The organism is Verrucomicrobiota bacterium, assembly GCA_016871535.1.
In the GTDB taxonomy this organism is placed as follows: Bacteria; Verrucomicrobiota; Verrucomicrobiia; order Limisphaerales; family SIBE01; genus VHCZ01.
Genome location: VHCZ01000140.1, coordinates 1 through 16,234, shown reverse-complemented (window position 1 = coordinate 16,234; position 16,234 = coordinate 1). Strand labels below are relative to the sequence as shown.

Here is a 16,234-nt window from a genome sequence, read left to right as displayed (position 1 = left end):
AATGCAACACGGGGGATTTTCAGAGCCGCTTCAATTCAGCTCGCGGCGGTCGCGAACGACTCCACGCGCTCATTCACGCCAAACACCCCAACGTGCTGGACTTATGAAACTGAAAAGACGCGTCCCGAGGATAGCGAGTAGGGCGATGAGTTTTGTTTGCATAAGAGCCTGTCCGAAAATTGCGCGGGGTCCTGCGGCGAGGGATTTTGGCTGTGGCCAAGGCGGCGAGGTCCGAGCATCCCCAACGCGGGCTGTAAGGACCGAGCCAACGCAGGCCACGGACAAAAGACCCGCCGCCCGGAGGGTTTTCGCGCCAAAGGCCGCCTGGCTTCGTTGCTCCTCAGTCGAAGATCCAGGGAGGATATTCTCCTTCGTTGCGCCTCGCCATCCGGCCTTTGGCGCGAAAACAGGACCCCGCGGAATTTTCGGACACGCTCTAAGATGGTGTGTGAGTCGTCTTCATTCCGTAACACGCTCGCCACGGCGAACTCCTGCAAACATTTTGAAGAAATACCCGTTACCGCTCGACAGAACCCCGGTTGCCGCCCTACACCAAAGCCGTCGCAAACGACCGTTTGATGAAGGCTTCCTATCCAAGCGAGAACACGGCGCGAGAGCGTTGGATCGTGGCACGCCGCTCTCAACGCCATGCCGTTGATCCGTCGCAGCCTTACGCGTTTCTCGTGGAGGAAGAGCGCGCCGAGACCGGCGAAGTCGTGGGCGTCGCGACGATCTTTCTGACCAACCGCGAGTGCCCGTGGAAATGCCTGATGTGCGATCTCTGGAAGTACACGCTCACCGAAACCGTGCCCGCCGGTGCAATCCCCGCGCAAATCGATCATGCGCTGGAGACGATTCGGAAACGTAGGGCAGGCATTCTGCCTACCCAAAGACGAACGTCTTCGGAGACCATGCAACAGGGGGTCACGATTGATTCCGCGGCTGGATCAGTTCTGGACAGGCTGGAAGCCTGTCCTACGTTGCGCCAGATCAAGCTCTACAACAGCGGGAGCTTCTTCGATCCGCAGGCGATCCCGGTCGAAGATTACCCGGCCATTGCGGAACGCGTCCGCCCGTTCGAGCGCGTGATCGTGGAATGTCATCCGGCTTTGGTTAACGAGCGCTGTTTGAGGTTCCGGGATTTGATCGCCGATGCCAGCCAACTCGAAGTGGCGATGGGACTGGAAACCGCGAATCCGGACACCCTGGAAAAACTGAACAAGAGGATGACTCTCGAACTGTTTTCCCGCGCCGCCGAATTTCCACGAAAGAACGGAATTGCCCTGCGCGTCTTCATTCTGGTCAAGCCGCCGTTCCTGGACGAGGCCGAGGGACTTTACTGGACCGAACGCTCGCTGGATTTCGCGTTTCAAAACGGCGCGTCCGTCGCTTCGTTGATTCCCACGCGCCCTGGCAACGGGGCGCTGGAAGCACTGGCGGGGCAAGGACAATTCGCGCCGCCGAAATTGTCCACGCTGGAAGCCGCGTTGGCTTACGGCATCAAGCTGAAGAAGGGGCGCGTCTTTGCGGACTTGTGGAATCTGGAACGATTCTCGGATTGTCCCGAATGCTTCCCGGCACGCGCTGAGCGATTGCGGCAGATGAATCTCAAACAAGAGATCTTGCCAGCAGTCGTTTGTGCGCGATGTCACAGCCGATGCCGTTAAATAGTTACAAAGGTTAAATCGTTAAATCGGTCCGGAAAATGAACTTTGGCCGGTCTAGGCCGGTCTAGATGAAACAGGATTTTGACATTGCGGTGGCCGGCTCAGGTTTTGGCGGTTCGTTGATCGCGATGATCGGCCGGCGGCTGGGACGGTCGGTCATCCTGCTCGAACGCTGCAAGCATCCCCGCTTCGCGATGGGCGAATCTTCGACGCCGCTCGCGAACCTTTTGCTGGAAGAACTAGGCGGCCGCTACGATTTGCCTGCGCTGGCCTCTTTGTCCAAATGGGGCGCCTGGCAGAAAGCGCATCCAGAGATTGCGTGCGGATTGAAGCGCGGATTCACGTTCTATCATCATGGCTGGGACAGACCTTTCTCGGACGATTCAACCCGCCGGCGCCAGTTGCTCGTCGCCGCCAGCCCGCGCGATGAGATCGCCGACACGCATTGGTATCGAGCGGATTTCGATCATTTCCTGGTCCGCCAGGCGCAAGAGGTCGGAGTGGATTACGTGGATGAAATCGCTCCGCACAAACTGGAGTTGAACGCTCAAGGGGTCACCGTTGCGGGCGCCCGCCACGGAAAGGAATTCTCCGTGCGCGCGAAATTTCTGATCGACGCCACGGGCCCGCGCGGCTTTGTCCACCGCGCTTTGAATCTGCCGGAGCTGGCCTTCGATCATTTGCCGCGCACGGAAGGACTCTATTCTCATTTCACGAATGTGCAGCGCTGGGACGCCATTCATCCACCCGCTGGCGTTCCACCTTACCCGGTCGATGATGCGGCGTTGCACCATGTCTTTGAGGGCGGCTGGATTTGGGTGTTGCGCTTCAACAATGGGATTACGAGCGCGGGCGTGGCCGCGACAGAATCGGTCGCGCGAAGTCTGCGATTGGAAGAAGGCGCGGCTGCCTGGGAGAGATTTCTGGATCGCCTTCCTTCGGTGCGAGAACAATTCCGGGAGGCGAAACCGGCGTTCGACTTCGTGTATGCGCGGCGGCTTTCGTTTCGCAGCGGCGCGGCGGCAGGGCCGCGATGGGCGTTGCTGCCATCAGCGGCGGGATTTATCGACCCGCTCCTTTCCACCGGCTTCGCGCTCACGCTGCTGGGGATTTCACGTCTGGCGCGAATTATCGAACAAGACTGGGAATCAGGCCGGTTCGCGCAAGGACTGAACGCCTACGCCGCTGAGACGTTCGCGGAATTGCTCGCGGCGGAACGGCTCGTGGCGGCACTCTACGCGAGCATGAAAGATTTCGGCGTATTCTCCCTTCTCTCCCTGCTCTATTTCGGGGCGGTCAGTTACGCGGAAACAGCGCGACGATTAGGCCGGCCGGACCTGGCCGAATCGTTCCTTCTCCACAAGGCAGGCCGATTTGGCTCCCGGCTGGCGCAATGTTGTGATTGGGCCACGCGGGCGTCCCGGAAAGGCTGCTTCACTCAGGAGGAAAAGGACGAGTTTCAAAGAAACGTGTTTGACGCAATCGCGCCGCTCGATTCCGCGGGCCTTTGCGATCGCGCGCGCCGCAACTGGTATCCGATGAAGGCTGAGGATTTGCTCGCCGCGGCTCCCAAATTTGGCGTGGACGTCGCGGAGATAAAAGGTTTGCTGCGCAGAAATGGCTTTGTGATCCCGGAAGGTGAGGCCGAGTAACGGGGTGGAGGAGTCATGGAGTATTGCGTCATGCAGCCTCCCCCAATCCCCCACTCCAATACTCCAGTCCTTGTCCCGCCCTTGCGGGGCCGGGGTCGATGCGATACGCTTGGATCATGAGGATCGGACTGGCGATTATCCTGATGTTGGTTTTGGCAGCATCGGTTTGGGACCCTGCGGCGGCGCAGGAGCAGCCCAGAGCGCGCAAGGTTTACATTTTGCCCATTCGCGAAGAGGTCTCGCCGTCGCTGGTTTATCTGGTCCGGCGCGGGGTCAAGGAAGCGATGGAAGCCAAGGCGGATGTGCTGGTGCTCGACATGGAGACGAATGGCGGTCGCGTGGATACTACCGAAGAAATCCTCGATATTCTGGATCGGTTCACGGGGCAAACGGTGACTTACGTGAACCGCAAGGCGTTTTCCGCCGGCTCGTTTATCGCGTTTGCCACGCAGAAGATTTTCATGGCGCCTCAAAGTGTGATTGGCGCCGCCGCGCCGATCTTGATGGTTCCCGGTGGCGGCCCGACGGAAATGCCGCAAACCATGGAAGCGAAGATGACTTCCGGGATCAGCGCGCTGGTCCGGACCCGCGCCGAAAAAAACGGTTACAACGTCGAGGTCGTCGAAGCCATGATCAACAAGACCAAGGAGCTCAAGATCGACGGAAAAGTTCTCAACGAAAAGGGCCAGATTCTGACTTTGACGAATGTCCAGGCGGAAGAGGAATACGGAGATCCACCCAAACCATTGCTTTCCTCCGGAACCGTTGAGTCGGTGGAAGAGCTCACGGAAAGGTTGGGGTTCGCGGATGCGCAACGCGTGTACATCGAACCGACCGGCGTTGAAAAACTGGGATCGTGGATCAACACGATCAGCCCGCTGCTGCTGATCATCGGGGTGATTGGACTCTACATCGAGTTCAAGACTCCCGGCTTCGGATTGCCGGGGATCATCGGGCTTTGCGCCTTCGCGGTTTACTTCCTGGGGGGATACATCGCGGGTTTGTCTGGGATCGAATGGGTCGCCGTGTTTATGATCGGCCTCGTGCTGTTCATCCTGGAAGTGCTGGTCTTCCCGGGCACGATGGCGCTCGGACTGGCCGGCGCGGCGTTGATTTTCATCTCGATTGTGATGGCGATGGTGGACGTTTATCCGGTCGTGCCGGGAATTCCCTCGCCGATGGCGATGCGCGTCCGTGTGCCTCTGTTTGAAATTGTGGTCAATCTCTCCATCGCGCTTCTGGGTTCCGCGCTGGCGATTTGGACGTTAGGGCGGGTTCTGCCGAAGACATCCGTCTATGGCAGGCTGGTCTCGCGTTCGGCGAGCGGCGAAGCCACGTTGCTCGTGCAGGAACAACAGCAGGCCGAACGCCTGGGGGAAATCGGTATCGCAGTCTCTGTTCTGCGTCCGGGCGGGAAGGCCCAATTCGGCGAGGAAATTCTTGATGTGATTTCGCAAGGCGAAATGATCCCGAAGAACAGCCGCGTCAAAATCATCGGCTACAGCGGCAAGGAAGCGATCGTGGAATTGGCCGGGTGCGGCCCGCTCCGAAGTTGAGCGTGGAGAAACGGCCCACTCTGAAGGCCGTGGTCCGAGGACACAGTTCATGGGAAGTTTCTATGTTTCTATGGTCCCAGGAAACATGCTCACCGCCCATGAACCAAACTGCGCGGACCGCAGCCTTTAGGCCGCTTCCGGCCCCGCTCTGGAGTTTGGCGTTGAAGCGGCCTGAAGGCCACGGTCCGAGGAGACGGTTGATGGGACGCTTCGTTGTTCTACGGTCATGGACCCGTGTTCATCGCCGGTCCATTCGGAGTAGGCCGATCAGGGCTTGGGAGAACCGGCAGCGGGGGCAGTCTCGGTGCCTTCGCCAGGCGCGGTTCCTTTTTCCAGAGATTCCCTGGAACGGCGCGGATCACGACTGGATGGACCGGGCGGCTTGCGAGCATCACGCGATCTGTTGCCTTCATCGAACTTCTTCTGCTGGTCAGGCGTCAGTTCCGCGCGAATACTTGTTCGGAGTTTGCGGTGCTCTTCGTGAGCGGTGTCCCAGATTTTCTTGGTGCGTTCGCCGCTCTCGCGCCAGATTTGTTCGATCTTGGTTCTCTGGGGGGGCGTCAGTTCGAGTTCGCGCTGCAAGCGGTCCACGTAGTCGCCACGCTGCCTGGGACCCGAAGAAAACTGTGGGCCTCGGCTTTGCGGAGGGAGCGGTTCGGTCCTGAGACTCGCGACTTGAAAGCCCGTGACGACACCGGAGCAGAAAATGACTGCCGCGGCGAGAATGACTTTCCAAGCTTTCACCAGGATTCTTCGAGGCTGGCGAGCGGGGCCATGACCTGGTTCTCCAAGGCGACGGCCAAGTTATCGCTGCTGCCCTTGGCAGAATGCGACGAGACCGTCGCCCACACCGTGAGCGCCAGCGTCAACGCGACGCAGGGCGCGGCCGCTCTCCAGAGAAGACGACCCCAGAGAGCCCAAACATCCACGAAGGCTTCTTTCGCGATCCGGGCTATGATTCGCTTCTCGAACGCATACGGAACATCGTCGCGTGGCGGTGTAGCTCGGGCGGCGGCGAATAGCTTTTTCTGCAACTCCAACGTGTTCATATTGGGTCAACGGACTCAGACGGCCATGAAACAGTAGCGGTTACACATACCCTTTTCGAATCATCTTTTCCAGTACCTTGCGCATTTCCGCTCGAGCGCGAAACGCGCGGACCTTGACCAAGGGCACGGACCACCCGGTCAGCCTGGAAATCTCCTTGACCGATCTTTCCTCAATCTCCAGCAAGGTCAGTATCAAGCGGGCCGGCGGCGTCAACTTGGCCAGCACCTTCGCGACGATTTCCCGCGCCGCGGCCGCGGATTCATTTTTGGACGAAGGGTCGGCCACGAACTGCTCCAGCCAGTTCGTTTCCTCAGTCGTCACGTCAGAAAAGGTCATTTCCCGGTTCCGTTGATGGGCGCGGAGAAAATCGTAACAGGTCCGGACCGCCAACCGCATAAGCCAATGCTCGAAAGGTGCTTCCCCCCGATAACTGGCAAGTTTCTGATACGCCTTGATGAAAACTTCCTGGACAATGTCCTCCACTTCGCTTTCCCGCCGCGCATACCGGCGCGCCGTCGCGAAGATGCGGGGTTGATACTTTTTGACCAACGGCTCGAAACTCGCAACGTCCCCTCGCCGTACCGCTGCGATCAGTTCCGCGTCGTTGATGTCCATCGGCGCGGAATCTGGCACAGGGGCCGGGCCGAAAAAAGCGAAAAGCCGAGCGGCGATGGAACGGAGTGGTGGAGTAATGGAGTAGTGGAGTGCTGGAGTCCTTTACTCCAATACTCCAAACACTCCATCACTCCCCCCCTCCACTCCTTTTTGCAGGTTGACACTCCCGGCGGCCAAAACTACTCTCCGCCCCTGTCCGGGCACTGCCCTTGGTTTGAAACAACCCGCAGGCCCTGTATCCTGGAGAGGAAGTGATCATGCTTTGACAGAAATTAAGCTCAAGAAAGGCGAATCGGTAGAGAAAGCCTTGCGCCGATTGAAGAAACGAATCGATCGGGAAGGCACCTTGAAGGAAGCGCGCAATCATCGCCACTTCGAGAAACCGAGCGAGAAACGCCGCCGCAAAATGAAGACGGCCCGGTTCTCGGCGATGCTCAGCGCGCGTTACGCGGATCTTTAACGGAAGCCGGATTTGCAGGGCCGAGTGCCGTCTCTTAAGCCCAGGCGCTCGGCTCTTTTTGTTTTGTTTATGTATTCTCTTTCTACCTGCTGGAATTCCCACCGCCACACGGACGGCCGCGCCATGCTGCGCGAGATCCGGGATTTGGGCTTCGATTACGCCGAACTCAGCCATGGCATTCGCATCAGCCTGTTGCCGGGGGTCATTGAGGCGGTTGATGCCGGAGAAATCAAGATTTCCACGCTGCACAACTTTTGTCCGCTGCCCATCGGCGTGAACCACGCAGCGCCGAACCTTTTTCGGTTCAGCTCCCTGGACGCGCGCGAGCGCGAAAACGCCTTTCGCCATTCGATGAAGACCCTCGAAACGGCGGCGCGGCTCAAGGCCCGGCTCGTCGTCCTTCACCTGGGCAGCATCGAAATGAAGGAATACACGGATAAGCTGATTGAGATCATCGAAAGCGGGGGCAAGGAAAGCCCGAAGTACCAGCGTTTGTGCGAAGAGGTCGAAGCCAAACGCGAACAGAAGAAGGAAAAGTACATCGAACAATCCTACGCGATGTTGAGGCGCCTCATCCCCGAAGCCGAAGCGCGCGGCTTGAAACTCGGCATCGAGAATCGCGAGGCGTTGGAGGAAATCCCCTTGGACAGTGATTTCGTTTTCCTCTTCAAAGACATCACCAGCCCGGCTGTTCGTTACTGGCACGACACAGGCCACGCTCAGATCAAGGAAAACCTCGGCTTCATCCATCACGCGATGCACCTGGGATCGATGGCGGAGCATCTTGAGGGATTTCACATCCATGACGTGGTATTTCCGGCCCAGGATCATGTTCCGCCTGGCGCGGGAACCATCGACTTCGCCGCGCTCAAGCCGTACGTGCGCAGCGATCACCTCAAGATCTTTGAATTTGGCCCCGGCGTGCCGGCGGAAGACCTCCGCGCAGGCGTGGAACACGTGAAATCGATTTGGGGCGCAGAGTGAAGCGAGGCCTCGGTTGATTGGGAAGAGCTGTAGTTCAAAAATCCGAATTCCGAAATCTCGAAATCAGAAACAGACCCGAATTCCCAAGGCCGCGGTGCCAAACTTGCCCAACATGTGTTTCCCGGATTGCCGAACTGGAATCTTTGAGATTGTTTCGAGCTTCGGATTTCGGATTTCGGATTTTCCTTGCGGCGTCCCTGGTTCGCTTTCCTCCCCGGCCCACCGGGATTTCCCAGGATGAATGCGGGGGGCAAGACATTCGGGATCTTCTGGCGCCTGGCCGTTGGAGGAATTCTGTTGGCCTGGATTTTCCACAGCATCTTCATGGTGGAGGGCCGGCAAATCTGGAAGGACGCGGGCCAGACTTGGGAGCAGCTCTCGCGCGGGAAACAATGGTCTGTGGCCTGGTCACACGGCCCCGGCAAACTCTGGAGCACCCTGAGTCTTGTCGGTGTCCCAGGCCTGGTCCTTTCGCTGGTCTGCATGGGGATGACGATTTTGCTGGGGGTCATCCGCTGGCGCATGGTGCTTCGACTCCAGGGCTTGAATCTGTCGTTTGGACGGGCCGCGGAAATCTCGTTGGTGGCCCATTTTTTCAACTCTTTCCTGCTCGGCTCAACCGGCGGCGACCTGCTCAAGGCTTATTACGCCGCGCGGGAAACCCACCATAAGAAAGCCGAAGCCGTGACGACGGTCTTCATCGACCGGCTGGTCGGGTTGTTTGCGATGCTGCTCTTCGCCTGCCTGATGATCGTGGCGAACCTCCCGCTCGTGCGCGGGAACGCCTCCCTTCGGGCTCTGGCTTTCTTCATTGGCCTGATGATGCTGGGCTGCGCCACCGCCGTGGGCCTCTCGCTTTGGGGCGGCGTTTCCCGATGGTGGCCAAAAGCGCGGCCTTGGTTGCGTCACTGGCCCAAAGGCGAGCTGTTCGAGCGCGGTCTGGATGCGGCGCGCCTGCTGGGCAAGAACCCGGTTCTCCTCGCCGAGGTGCTCCTTCTCTCCATGGCGCTGAACGTGTTTTGCGTGCTGCAAGTGATGGCTTTGGCCTGGGGCCTTGGTCTCTCGATTCCGGCCCGGGCGCTTTTCGTCGTCGTCCCGGCGATTGTGTGCATCTCTGCGATGCCGATCTCGCCCAGCGGCCTGGGCGTGCGCGAAAACCTTTACGTGCTGGCTTTGGGCGTGCCCGAAGTCAACGTGGAAGCGACGGCTGCGCTCGCCCTCTCGTTGCTGGCCTACGCAGGCAGTCTTCTCTGGAGTACTCTGGGCGGGATTGTGTATGTTGTGCGCAAAGATCGCGACCGGCTGGGTGAGGTTGCCGAAACCGCAGGCCAAACGCACCTTTCGCCTTGAGAACGCAGAAGCTTTGAACCTTGAACCTGGAACTTTGAACCTTGAACTTCGAACTTCGAAGGACCTTGGAGGTTCGATGTTCGCTTGAGACCGGCCAAACCGCTGAAGCCCATCCATGGATAAGTTGCTGCTCATCGACGACGAAACGGACGTTCAATATTCGTTCCGCCGAATCTTCGACTCGCCCGAAGTCCAGATCACTACCGCGTCCAGCGGCGAGGAGGGCCTCAAGATCATCCCCAAACTCAAGCCCGACCTCGTCATCATGGACGTGCGCATGGGCGGAATCAGCGGCCTTGAGACGTTGCGCCGCCTCCGCCAGCTCGATGCCAAATTGCCCGTCATCATCATGACCGCCTACGGCACCACCCAGACCGCCATCGAGGCCATGAAGCTGGGCGCTTACGATTATCTGCTCAAACCGTTCGACGTGCCCAAACTCAAGCAGATCATTGCCGCGGCGCTGAACGCCGCGCGCGTCATGCGCCAGGTGGTTTCTTATCAACCGCTGCTGCAATCCGAGGATTACGCCCTGGGCATCATTGGACGCAGCCAGAGCATGCAGAATGTTTTCAAGTTGATCGGCCAGCTCGCCAATTCCGACGCCACGGCGTTGATCACCGGCGAAAGCGGCACGGGCAAAGAGTTGGTCGCGCGCGCCATCTATCATCACAGCCGCCGCCACGAACAACCTTTTGTCGCCATCAATTGCGCCGCCATCCCGGAGAATCTCCTGGAAAGCGAATTGTTCGGCCACGAGAAAGGCGCGTTCACCGGCGCGGTCGCCCAGCGCATCGGCAAGTTTGAGCAATGCCACGGCGGCACAATCTTCCTCGACGAAATCGGCGACATGACGCTGCAGACGCAGACCAAAATCTTGCGCGTGCTCCAGGCGGGCACGTTCGAGCGCGTGGGAGGCAATCAAGCGGTTCAGGTCGATGTCCGCGTCATTGCCGCCACGAACAAGGCCGTGGAGCAAGCGGTCGCAGCGCGGGAGTTTCGCGAGGATCTTTTTTACCGATTGAATGTCGTGCGCATTCATCTCCCGCCGTTGCGCGAGCGGCGCGAGGACATTCCGCTTCTCGTCAATTACTTCCTGAAAAGAATCGCCCAGAGCCAAAATCAGTCGCCGAAATCCATCGCGCCGGAAGCCGTCGCGGCGTTGGAGAGATTTCATTGGCCGGGCAACGTTCGAGAACTGGAAAACGTCATCCGCCGCGCGCTCGTTGTGGCCAAGGGCGAAGTGATCCTGCTGGATGACTTGCCGGTGGAAGTCGTATCCGCGGCGGCGGTCGCACCCGCGCCGTCGAGCGCCGCGGTCCCGGCGGCAAGCGAACCGGAGAACGTCGCTTCGCTCGCGCAGGCTTTGTTTCAATGGGCGCGGCAGGATCCCAAGTTGAAGATCATCCCCGCCGTGGAACGCGAGCTGATTATCAATGCCCTGGCTGAAACCAAAGGCAACCAGGTGCAAGCCGCCAGGCTCCTGGGCATCACTCGCGCCACCCTTCGGAAACGGATCGACAAGTTCGGCATCAAGCAGGAGCTTTCGATTCGGTAGCGGTCTCTACCCGACCTCGATCCGCACCGGGGATTCCCTGGGGCTCTCTTTCGCATTCTCCCCGGATTCTCGCCGGTTGCGAATTCTCCCATCGTGTCTTGCACAACATGCGGCCGCGGTGCGAAGCGGAGCTTATTATTAGCAGTGAGTTTCCCGCGGGTCGCTCTCACAGCGAACAATGGAAAACAGTTTTGACGTCGCAGCGCTGGCTGCGGTTAGTGGCGAAGGAACGGGAGCCGGAGCGTTTGTCCAGGTCTTGCGCAATGAACTTCAGCGGGCCCGGCGCGTGTCAGCTTCACCGGACTTCGACTCCGCCCAGTCCGCCGATCTCCGTTCCTTCAACGCCGTCGGGCGCCGCAACCATCGCCTTCGATCTGGTGGCTTCCGCTTCCCAATCCAAGACCATCGCGGAACTGGACAGATTCGCGGAGAGAGCAGAAGAAAACCGCACCCAGGCCCAGGCACACCTGCGGACCCTCGAAGACTCCGTTGCCAGTGTTCAGCGATCCAAATCCTTCATGCTGGAATTGGCCGACCGCAACTAATAATAAGAGCGTTACTTCCCAGGGCGTTTGGCGGGCGGGACCCAGTTCTTGTGCCAGTCGATGCTCCAGAGCTTCTCCAGCTTCACCAACTCGGAGTGGCCATCGACGAACCCAATGTTGATGGCCCCGGGCAGATCGTTCTTCGGATTGAATATCTGCCCCCGACGCCAGGTGTTGTTTGCCCCGTGACGCGGCAGCGTGACGCGGACCATCGCGCCGGCGAAATCGTCACCGGTGAAAAGATCGCGGGCCGGCGGGTCGTTGGGTTGGGGCCAGGTATCGATCCAATTGCTGTCCGGGATGACCGGCGCGGTGGACGGCCTGGGGCAATCGGCTTCGTTTCGGTATTTCTTCACCTTTTGATCGGGCGAGCTGAAAAAGGGATCGTCATCGCCGTAAAACCATCCATTGAAGGCGTAGCTGCCTTCGTAATCGATCCCCTTCGATCCCGTCCAAAGCCACGTTTGATTCAGCGAGCCGCTGCTGGCATGACGGCGTTTGGATTTGCTGGCGGCGGGCGGCGCTGACGGACAGATGCGAGACTGGTTGATGCCGCCGTAATTGGTCGCCAGGACCGTGACCCACAGCGCGTTGTCCATGTAAGCCGTGGCCTGCCCGTTGTACGGGACGGGCTTGGCAAAGTCGTTCAGATACATGAACGTCGCCAGGGTCAGGGTTTTGGTGTTGTTGATGCACTTGATCTGATGGGCCTTGGATTTCGCTTTCGCCAGCGCCGGCAGGAGCATGCTGGCCAGAATGGCAATAATGGCGATGACGACGAGCAGTTCGATCAGCGTGAAGCCGGAACGCCGGCGGTGAGAGAAGAGAAGCGTCTTCATGGGTTTCGAGATCGGTTGTTCCCCGGAGCGATTCGCGACCAACCGAGAAAACTGAACGCGACCGGAGAGATTGATTGAAGTGGATTGAGGATCGCTTTGGGTTTTGGCTAGCAGTTCCTTAAAGGTCAAAGCGCTCATTTCCGTGTTGGCAAAGTGCCAGAATGCCGCAGGCCGGTCAAGCGGGGGCTTCTCGGTTGCGCCTAGCCAACGGCTGTTTCAACCAGGAAGCCGCCCTTCAGTTGCAACTCAACAAACCGCCGGATCACGCGGATTGCGCGGATATGGAAACCAGTTCACCCACGCAGATCATCCGCGCTCATCCGCGAAATCCGCGGTCAAAAAATCCTGGTGAGACACATCACTGGCAAAGTCGAGTCGTGTTCAATTGCCTCGCCGGAATTTGCTTTTTTGAAACGCCGTGAATGAGAGACTTGCGCCGGTGCAAATGACCACGCTGACCAACCTCGACGCCGTCCGAAACGAATTTCCCGCGCTGAAACGCGAACATGCCGGCCAGCCCCTCGTCTATTTCGATGCGCCAGGCGGCACTCAAGTCACGCGTCGCTGCCTCGACCGCATCGTCGATTACCTCACGCGCTGCAACGCCAACACGCACGGCGCATTCGCCACCGCTGTCGAAAGCGACGCCCTCATTGCCGAGGCGCACGAAGCCGCCGCCGATTTCTTGAACGCGCGCAGCGCCGACGAAATTGTCTTTGGCCAGAACATGACCAGCCTCACGTTCGCGCTCAGCCGCAGCCTCGGCCAATGGCTCAAGGCAGGCGACGAAATCATCCTGACGCGGCTGGACCATGACGCGAACTTTTCTCCCTGGTGGCTCCTGGCGCACGAACGCGGCGTCAAAGTCAACGTCGTGGACATCAACCCGGACGATTGCACTTTGGTGATGGCCGACTTCGAGCGGTTTCTCGGCCCGCGCACGAAATGGGTCGCCGTCGGGTACGTGAGCAACGCCGTCGGCACGATCAACCCGGTCAAACAGATCGTCGCGATGGCCCACGCCGCGGGGGCGCTGGCGTTTGTCGATGCCGTGGCAGCCGCGCCGCACTTGCCCATCGACGTGCAGAGCCTGGACGCCGATTTTCTCGCGTGCTCGCCCTACAAGTTCTGGGGCCCTCATCAAGGCATTCTCTATGGCAAATACGATCTGCTCGACCGCTTGCCCGCGTACAAAGTCCGCCCGGCCGAAGACAAGCCGCCGCACAAGTTCGAGACCGGCACGCAGAGCTTCGAGAATCAGGCGGGATTGATCGGAGTGATGGAGTATTTGGAGTGGTTGGCGGATTCCTGCGTTCCAGCCATAAAGATGGTAGGGACGGATTCCACTCCGTCCCTGACTACATTTGACCATCGAACAGGTAACATCAGGGACGCGGTGGAACGCGTCCCTACCAATTGGGGACCGGTGGACTGTTCCGAGAAGCAGAAGGATTTCTCCGCGCCCGCGACGGGACAAACCTGGCGCTCGGCCCGTTCGGCGAAGCTTCACTCCGCCATGCGCGTCTCGCAGCTCTACGAACAGCAACTCGTCGCCTATCTGATCGAGCAAATCCTCGCCATCGACGGCGTGCGTTTCTTTGGAATTCGCGAAAAGGAACGCGCGGAAGAGCGCGCCCCAACCATCGCCATCAGGTATGAGAATGAGCACCCGCGCGCTACTGCCGAACGCCTTGCGCGAGCCGGCATTTGCGTTTGGGACGGCAACTATTACGCGATCAACCTGAGCGAACGCCTCGGCGTGGAGAGCACGGGAGGCATGCTGCGCATCGGCCTGACGCACTACAATACCCGTGAGGAGATCGACCGGCTGGTAGCGGCGCTCGTGGCTTAAAGAATTTCTTCACAGCTTCTCACTCCGGCCAGTTGGGCCGCAGCCAGGTGAAGCAGATGCGACGGCTGTGGTATGGGCTTTCTGCAAGCTGCGGAAGCGGAGCGACTCCGCCGTGAGCTTCTCCGCCACGTCCGCAAGCATCTTGCCGATCTCGGATTTCAGGCCCCAATTTCGCGGTCGATTCCGTCTGCGGCCACGGTTGCGGCCACCTTCAGCGCTTCCTCGGCCTTTTTCTCCTCGGTCTTCCGCTCTGGATTCAGTTCGGCCTGGCGTTTGGCCTCAAGCTGCTTCGCCAACGCCTGATAGGCTTCGAGCATTTCCTGCTTTGTGTTCTTGTCGGAAAGTTTCTTTACGGTGGGTTCGGGCAAAGCTGTTCCTTTCTTAACGCATCGCTCAACCTGACGGTCACCGTGTCATCCATTTCACGCAAGAGAAAGCGGAAACCAGTCCTACCATCCTACCAATGCGTCAACGACCCATCGGGTCGGACGAACACATTCCGCCGGCCCGGCTGCGTCACTTCACCGATCTGCGTCAGCAATTTCATCTCCGCGGTGACTCCGAGGCCGGGGCGATCGTTCGTGTAGGCTTTGCCGTCTTTGAAATCCAGGCATGCGGGCAAGTAATCGATGGGCCGGCCGCCGTAGTTGTATTCCATGATCACTGGGCCGGAGAACGTGGACAGGCAATTGACCAGCGCCGCCGTGGCGATCGGGCCGGTGAAATGCGGAATGATCCCCACGGCGTGCGTCTCGCACATCGCCGCAATCTTCATCATCTCGGTGATGCCGCCGACGTTCGGGAGCGTGGCGCGGATGTAATCGATGTCGTGATTCTCCACCAGCCGGTTGAAGTCCCAGCGTTGTCCCCATTCTTCGCCATGCGTCAGCGGCACGGTGGTCATCTGCCGGAGCTTGGGCAAATCCTGGTGCGCGTGTTCGTCGCGCACGGGGTCCTCGACGAAATACGGCTCGAACTCCTCGATCAATTTGCAGGCGCGCAGGGCGTCGCTGAAATCGAAACGCTGGTGGAAATCGATGCACCAATCGCCATTCGGACCGACCCCTTCACGGACCTCTTTGGCGTCCGCCGCGACTTTGCGCACGCGTTCGTGTGAGTTGAACACACCGCCAATTTGAGTGTCGCCGGCGCCCATCCGAAAAGCCCGGTAGCCGGCCTCCATTGTGGCACGCGCCCGTTCCTTCAAACTCAGTCGCGCGCCTTGCTGTCCACCGGCGGGCCGAACGCCGCCCGTGGCGTAGCACTCGCAGAAATTCCGCGTGCTGCCGCCGAGCAGTTCGTGCGCGGGCAAGCCGAGCGCCTTGCCTTTGATGTCCCAAAGCGCCAGGTCCATCGCGCCCAGGGCATGAACTTTTTCCCGGCCCGGCGGATAAAACCAGGCGATGTACATCTCTTGCCAGATCGCTTCGATCTTGAACGGGTTCTTGCCGATCAACGTCCCGGCGCACTGTTCCAATGTATCCTTGGAGCCGCCTTCGCCGATGCCGGTGATGCCGATGTCGGTCTCAACCGTGACGACCATGTTGCTCTGGTTGAAAAGTTCGTTGAGGTTCGGCGGGCGGTAGATTCGGACGCGTGTGATCTTCGCTTTGGGCAAAGCCGCCTCGGTTTTGAACGGCCAGATCGAGGCCGTGGCAGGCGCCAACATCAGGGACTTCAGAAATGTTCGTCGGTTCATACTGTTTTCCTCTCCATGCAGCGGGTTGCTCGCTAAGTGGTCATAGACATAAATACGATGACGACTAAGTTTTGGTGAGGCGGCAACGATAGTCGCTGCGAAGACTTCCGAGCAAGGGAAAAGGCCGCAGTCCCGATTGTAATCTGCCCTATCGCCGATTTGCCATCGGCCGGCGTCGATGATTTGCAACGCGGCGCATCCACAAGTTGTCGGTGACCCGTAGCGCAGATTACAAATAATTACAAATACGCGCGACGCAGCGGGGCTTGGGCCAGACCATGGGGTGCGACTTTTTCTGTCGGTCGCTCTGAGGTGATTTACCCCTCAAAAGAAAAGGGGAGGTGAGATGATTTGGCACTTGTACTTTTCTGTACTGTGTATAATTAAGCAGTTCGTGAAAACCAATT

15 protein-coding genes are annotated in these 16,234 nt (G+C 59.2%); 9 read left to right on the top strand and 6 right to left on the bottom strand.

Translation table 11 applies throughout. From position 1 onward, the window contains the following. The first annotated feature begins 578 nt into the window (after positions 1-578). The 3 genes from FJ398_17270 (at position 579) to FJ398_17260 (ending at position 4,875) form a co-directional block, all read left to right on the top strand. Complete coding sequence (locus tag FJ398_17270; protein MBM3839683.1) at positions 579-1,667, top strand: radical SAM protein; 1,089 nt, start codon at positions 579-581, stop codon at positions 1,665-1,667. Positions 1,668-1,735: 68 nt separating this feature from the next. Beyond that, complete coding sequence (locus tag FJ398_17265) at positions 1,736-3,319, top strand: FAD-dependent oxidoreductase (protein ID MBM3839682.1); 1,584 nt, start codon at positions 1,736-1,738, stop codon at positions 3,317-3,319. A gap of 98 nt (positions 3,320-3,417) precedes the next feature. Then, positions 3,418-4,875 carry a nodulation protein NfeD gene (locus tag FJ398_17260; protein MBM3839681.1) on the top strand — a complete coding sequence of 486 codons (1,458 nt, stop codon included), beginning with the start codon at positions 3,418-3,420 and terminating at the stop codon, positions 4,873-4,875. Positions 4,876-5,142: 267 nt separating this feature from the next. Here FJ398_17260 and FJ398_17255 read toward each other — a convergent pair whose 3' ends face one another. Genes FJ398_17255 through FJ398_17245 form a run of 3 tightly spaced genes read right to left on the bottom strand, consistent with a single transcriptional unit; the run spans position 5,143 to position 6,540 of the window. Then, positions 5,143-5,619, bottom strand: a complete 477-nt coding sequence (locus tag FJ398_17255) for a hypothetical protein (GenBank protein ID MBM3839680.1) — start codon at positions 5,617-5,619, stop codon at positions 5,143-5,145. Then, complete coding sequence (locus FJ398_17250; GenBank protein ID MBM3839679.1) at positions 5,616-5,924, bottom strand: hypothetical protein; 309 nt, start codon at positions 5,922-5,924, stop codon at positions 5,616-5,618. The genes FJ398_17255 and FJ398_17250 overlap by 4 nt, the downstream gene beginning before the upstream one ends. A 40-nt stretch (positions 5,925-5,964) precedes the next feature. After that, on the bottom strand, positions 5,965-6,540 hold the full coding sequence (locus FJ398_17245) for a sigma-70 family RNA polymerase sigma factor (GenBank protein ID MBM3839678.1): 576 nt from the start codon (positions 6,538-6,540) through the stop codon (positions 5,965-5,967). Positions 6,541-6,802: 262 nt separating this feature from the next. Between FJ398_17245 and rpsU the strand changes: the two genes are divergently transcribed. The 5 genes from rpsU (at position 6,803) to FJ398_17220 (ending at position 11,437) form a co-directional block, all read left to right on the top strand. Then, positions 6,803-7,000 (top strand): 30S ribosomal protein S21, encoded by a 198-nt coding sequence (gene rpsU, locus FJ398_17240; protein ID MBM3839677.1) that lies wholly within the window; start codon positions 6,803-6,805, stop codon positions 6,998-7,000. A 69-nt stretch (positions 7,001-7,069) separates the two neighbouring features. Next, positions 7,070-7,984: a sugar phosphate isomerase/epimerase gene (locus tag FJ398_17235; protein MBM3839676.1), complete on the top strand. Its 915-nt coding sequence runs from the start codon at positions 7,070-7,072 to the stop codon at positions 7,982-7,984. Between the two features lie 237 nt (positions 7,985-8,221). Further along, complete coding sequence (locus tag FJ398_17230) at positions 8,222-9,334, top strand: flippase-like domain-containing protein (protein MBM3839675.1); 1,113 nt, start codon at positions 8,222-8,224, stop codon at positions 9,332-9,334. Positions 9,335-9,449: 115 nt separating this feature from the next. Further along, complete coding sequence (locus FJ398_17225; GenBank protein MBM3839674.1) at positions 9,450-10,892, top strand: sigma-54-dependent Fis family transcriptional regulator; 1,443 nt, start codon at positions 9,450-9,452, stop codon at positions 10,890-10,892. Between the two features lie 263 nt (positions 10,893-11,155). Further along, the gene (locus FJ398_17220) at positions 11,156-11,437 is read left to right on the top strand and encodes a hypothetical protein (GenBank protein ID MBM3839673.1); all 282 of its coding nucleotides are present in this window, start codon (positions 11,156-11,158) and stop codon (positions 11,435-11,437) included. 11 nt (positions 11,438-11,448) lie between these two features. Here FJ398_17220 and FJ398_17215 read toward each other — a convergent pair whose 3' ends face one another. Next, the gene (locus FJ398_17215) at positions 11,449-12,276 is read right to left on the bottom strand and encodes a prepilin-type N-terminal cleavage/methylation domain-containing protein (protein ID MBM3839672.1); all 828 of its coding nucleotides are present in this window, start codon (positions 12,274-12,276) and stop codon (positions 11,449-11,451) included. Between the two features lie 445 nt (positions 12,277-12,721). Here FJ398_17215 and FJ398_17210 point away from each other — a divergent pair, with 445 nt between their 5' ends. Beyond that, a complete protein-coding gene (locus FJ398_17210) occupies positions 12,722-14,128 on the top strand; it encodes an aminotransferase class V-fold PLP-dependent enzyme (protein ID MBM3839671.1) in 1,407 nt (468 codons plus the stop codon). Positions 14,129-14,286: 158 nt separating this feature from the next. Here FJ398_17210 and FJ398_17205 read toward each other — a convergent pair whose 3' ends face one another. Together FJ398_17205 and FJ398_17200 are read right to left on the bottom strand one after the other, a co-directional pair. Further along, a complete protein-coding gene (locus FJ398_17205; GenBank protein ID MBM3839670.1) occupies positions 14,287-14,496 on the bottom strand; it encodes a hypothetical protein in 210 nt (69 codons plus the stop codon). Positions 14,497-14,585: 89 nt separating this feature from the next. Continuing rightward, positions 14,586-15,797: a mandelate racemase/muconate lactonizing enzyme family protein gene (locus FJ398_17200; GenBank protein ID MBM3839669.1), complete on the bottom strand. Its 1,212-nt coding sequence runs from the start codon at positions 15,795-15,797 to the stop codon at positions 14,586-14,588. Between the last annotated feature and the right edge of the window lie 437 nt (positions 15,798-16,234).

Coding starts and splice junctions, on each gene's coding strand:
- FJ398_17270 (MBM3839683.1), top strand. CDS start 579: ATGAAGGCTTCCTATCCAAGCGAGAACACGGCGCGAGAGCGTTGGATC.
- FJ398_17265 (MBM3839682.1), top strand. CDS start 1,736: ATGAAACAGGATTTTGACATTGCGGTGGCCGGCTCAGGTTTTGGCGGT.
- FJ398_17260 (MBM3839681.1), top strand. CDS start 3,418: ATGCGATACGCTTGGATCATGAGGATCGGACTGGCGATTATCCTGATG.
- FJ398_17250 (MBM3839679.1), bottom strand. CDS start 5,924: ATGAACACGTTGGAGTTGCAGAAAAAGCTATTCGCCGCCGCCCGAGCT.
- FJ398_17245 (MBM3839678.1), bottom strand. CDS start 6,540: ATGGACATCAACGACGCGGAACTGATCGCAGCGGTACGGCGAGGGGAC.
- FJ398_17235 (MBM3839676.1), top strand. CDS start 7,070: ATGTATTCTCTTTCTACCTGCTGGAATTCCCACCGCCACACGGACGGC.
- FJ398_17230 (MBM3839675.1), top strand. CDS start 8,222: ATGAATGCGGGGGGCAAGACATTCGGGATCTTCTGGCGCCTGGCCGTT.
- FJ398_17225 (MBM3839674.1), top strand. CDS start 9,450: ATGGATAAGTTGCTGCTCATCGACGACGAAACGGACGTTCAATATTCG.
- FJ398_17220 (MBM3839673.1), top strand. CDS start 11,156: ATGAACTTCAGCGGGCCCGGCGCGTGTCAGCTTCACCGGACTTCGACT.
- FJ398_17215 (MBM3839672.1), bottom strand. CDS start 12,276: ATGAAGACGCTTCTCTTCTCTCACCGCCGGCGTTCCGGCTTCACGCTG.
- FJ398_17210 (MBM3839671.1), top strand. CDS start 12,722: ATGACCACGCTGACCAACCTCGACGCCGTCCGAAACGAATTTCCCGCG.
- FJ398_17200 (MBM3839669.1), bottom strand. CDS start 15,797: ATGTTGGCGCCTGCCACGGCCTCGATCTGGCCGTTCAAAACCGAGGCG.